This is a genomic window from Vibrio sp. 10N.222.46.A1 (assembly GCF_041473595.1).
In the GTDB taxonomy this organism is placed as follows: domain Bacteria; phylum Pseudomonadota; class Gammaproteobacteria; order Enterobacterales; family Vibrionaceae; genus Vibrio; species Vibrio tasmaniensis_A.
In genome coordinates this window covers 1-3,269 of the sequence record NZ_JBFRSN010000083.1, presented here as the reverse complement: position 1 = coordinate 3,269, position 3,269 = coordinate 1, and the positions used below count along the sequence as shown (strand labels likewise).

1 protein-coding gene and 1 pseudogene are annotated in these 3,269 nt (G+C 37.4%); both read right to left on the bottom strand.

Features of this window, described 5'->3' with window-relative positions; translation table 11 throughout:
• Positions 1 to 1,994, bottom strand: a pseudogene (locus AB4496_RS03175) (DNA phosphorothioation-dependent restriction protein DptH); the annotation flags it as partial.
• Positions 1,975 to 3,269: DNA phosphorothioation-dependent restriction protein DptG (dptG, locus tag AB4496_RS03170; RefSeq protein WP_372130582.1), on the bottom strand; the 1,295-nt coding region annotated here is incomplete at its 5' end. The gene dptG and the pseudogene AB4496_RS03175, both read right to left, overlap by 20 nt.

Here is a 3,269-nt window from a genome sequence, read left to right as displayed (position 1 = left end):
GCTTCAGCTAGGCTCAAGTGATAAGCCAACACTAAGGGGTGGAATGGAGTTATATATTCCCGATATTCTTCGTTTTCTTGGTATTGTGCATACCCGATATTAACGAGAAGTTTTTCTGCTTTGGTTAACATTACATCATAACCAATTTCAGCTATCGCTTGGTTGTATGCATCAACCAATTGAGAGACAACCTTTCTAAACTCGTCACCCCAACTAGATAAACTCGGTAGTGTTTTATTGATTGTGCAGTATTCAAATAACTTTAGGTATGACAGGTAAACTTCAGGGTAGTTTGCTTCAATCGCTTTTAGCTCTACGCTGTTTTGTGGGTCAACATGTTGATTTAATAACTGCTTATCTAAAAAGTCTGCTTCACGTTGTAACAGTGTTAAACGTCGCCCTTTAGGTGCAACTTCTTTATTGTCTAGTAGCACTTTGTTTTTGTTACGGTTAAAGCATGCAAAATAGTCGTCGTTAAATAAATGTACGAAACGGTCTGTATCTAACATGAGCGGCAACGAGAGTGAATCAGACGCTACAGCCCCTTCGACATTAAAGACTAAGCTACCAACCGGACTAGTCACTTCAAAGACCACATCATTTGACTCATTAGCTAATAATTCAAAGTCGATCTCTTTGATTTCTTGATTGTCGAATAATTGCCCAGACTGCTCTAGTTTAGCTTTATTGCCCTGCTCTGCAATTACAAAGCTGTTATCTTCTGTTTGTAGCGTTATACGTTTTTTATTTGGTTCAATTAGGAAGATATTTTCAAACGAAGGTAAGTAAAAACTATCTGCTGTTAAGACCAAAACACGAAATTTATAACACTCTGCTGTTTTATCTCTTTTTAAGACCAAACTAAAATACGTTGGCTCACCTGTAAATGCCCCCGTAACAGTAACCTTACTACGTTTTCCACCACTATTATTAGGCTGCTGGATCTCAATGCTTGGATCTTTGTTATGCTGTAGAGTAAGTTGATTTTTCTCGACTTTACCACCTAAAAAGGTAAGTGACAGATCAAAGCTCTGCAGGCCCTGTTGCAACGGCAATATGATATGTTGTTCACGTTTCCCTGCTTTACTATCTGATTTACTTTTCTTAGCTAGCCTATCTATTTGCTGAGAATCAATCGACTCGAGCTCAAGGACATTGCTTACGTTATTTTTTTTCTCATTTAAACAATCAGCAAAAGTAAGCTTTGTTTTCCAACTTTCCAAATTTTCATCGTTAAAATGTTTAGCAACAAACTTTTCACTAAAATCATTCTCCGCAAACTTCTCTTCAAGCTCTGTTGAAAAACGTTCAGTTACTGTATTGATACGATCAAATAGCTTTTTATTTTCTTCTAAACGGTTGTTAATCTGCTCTGGTTTACCACTCCAATTCAATATTTCAGGGTCATCTAACAAACCAAGCTCATGAAACTTCAAATCCCCATCTAAGATCGCTGTGTAAAGCTCCTCAAAGCCAAACATGGTTGCACCATCATCCACTATTTGTGAAAAACGGTGATCTAGCAAACATTCAGAAACTTTGCGGTCTTTTGCGTTGGGATCGATTAGACTTTTTAAAGCATCTTTGATTTTTTCTGGGTGCCAAACACTATTGTCTTGAGCGATATCTTCAGCAGAGTTGATTAGTGTGTCTAGCATGCTGTTATGAATAACTAACAATGCACAACCTTTAAAATCACCTTGCTGTCCAGCCACTTCATCACGTAAATGTGAGATAAAGTTCTCAGAATAACCAATGTCATTTTCACTGTGTAGTACAGGTAAAAGCTTGGTATGACCACACTTCAATGCTCTGATGGTAGTGTTTTTGACCGTTAATTGATCATCACATTTTCGGATAAACGCATTGTATAAACGCTGGCTATTCTTGTTATCCGGCGATTGGAACTGATAACGGTAACCATGCTGCAGTTTTGTCTCGTTTAACTTTAAAAACTGCTCAGTTAAAAAGTTCTCAAATTGTTTTTCTAACATAGACTGCATCTCCACTATCGCTCATACGTTCAACATTACCAATACGTTCAAAGAATTTAATTAAGGCTTGTTGGCTCTGTTTATCGAAAAATACACCTCTTGATTCAAAGGCTTTGATTAACTCGTGGAAACGAAGTTTATCTTGCTCACCAATGGCTAAGTTGGTTAATAACAATAGATAGTCCTGATTAAATACTAATACGCGACCAGCACGGCCACGGGATTGTGCAAAATGGCTACAAAACTCAGATTCTGTTGCTTTGACGTAAAGCTTATTAATCTCATGACGCGTTTCTTTTGAACCAAACTGCATTCTGCTCAACTGAAGTAAATCTGCTAGCACATCATGTGGGTTTTCACTGTCACTCAAGTCGAGGTGTAAATCTCGACTCTCTTTAAATGCCTGTGCATAGTTTTTCAGTAAAGTAGCGGAGCTAGGAGTTTGCTGGAGATTTTCAGCTAAGGCCCATAATGGCTGAATGGTGTTCACTGCATTATCAATCTTTTTAGATTGCAGGCTTTCATTCATTGAGAGGTACGGAAAGATATTCCACAACGACTTTGACAATTGTTTAAAGCCATAGTCTTTTATCAGATAACGCTCATCACTGGCTTTTTCGCTGTCTAATATGTAATAACATAGTTGCGCTACCGGCTCCCCCTTCTGCCACCTTTTTAAATTAAGCGCTAGCTGCGCCGTATAAAGATGTGCGTAAAGGTGTAAAAACTCTTTGAAGATTGATAATAGGTATTTTGGTCTTTTGCCTAGAAAACGAAGATCTTGCTGTAGTTGCTTTGCTATAAATGGTAGATATGGCGCTTCACTCGGTTCAGAAAAAGTCAAAACTCCATCTTTCTCTTTATTGCTTGGCTTCATTAACTTCAATAGTTCTGAGTACAGCTGCTCCTCTAAGAAGTTAAATTGATTGTTTGGTTTTTCATTAAAGAAGAAGTTTTGCAATAAATTAGAAAACATTCCACCTAAGCTTGCATCCCTTGCACTGCCTTTCTGCTTAATAGTCTTAAACAATAAAAACTCAGGCGATATTTTAAAAAGCTGGTCATTTTCAAAGTACATTTTTTCTAGGATGGGCCAGAAATCACTTTCATCTAACTTTGTTTTAAAACTACGCTCGCAGCTCAACTTAAATGTTGTGAGCGCTATTTCTGATTCAGTTGTTTCACCCTCTTTAATCGCTAACTTTTCATCATCAGTTAATTTTTCTAGGTGCAATTCTTTTCGATATGATGTTTTAACCACATAACCTAATACAC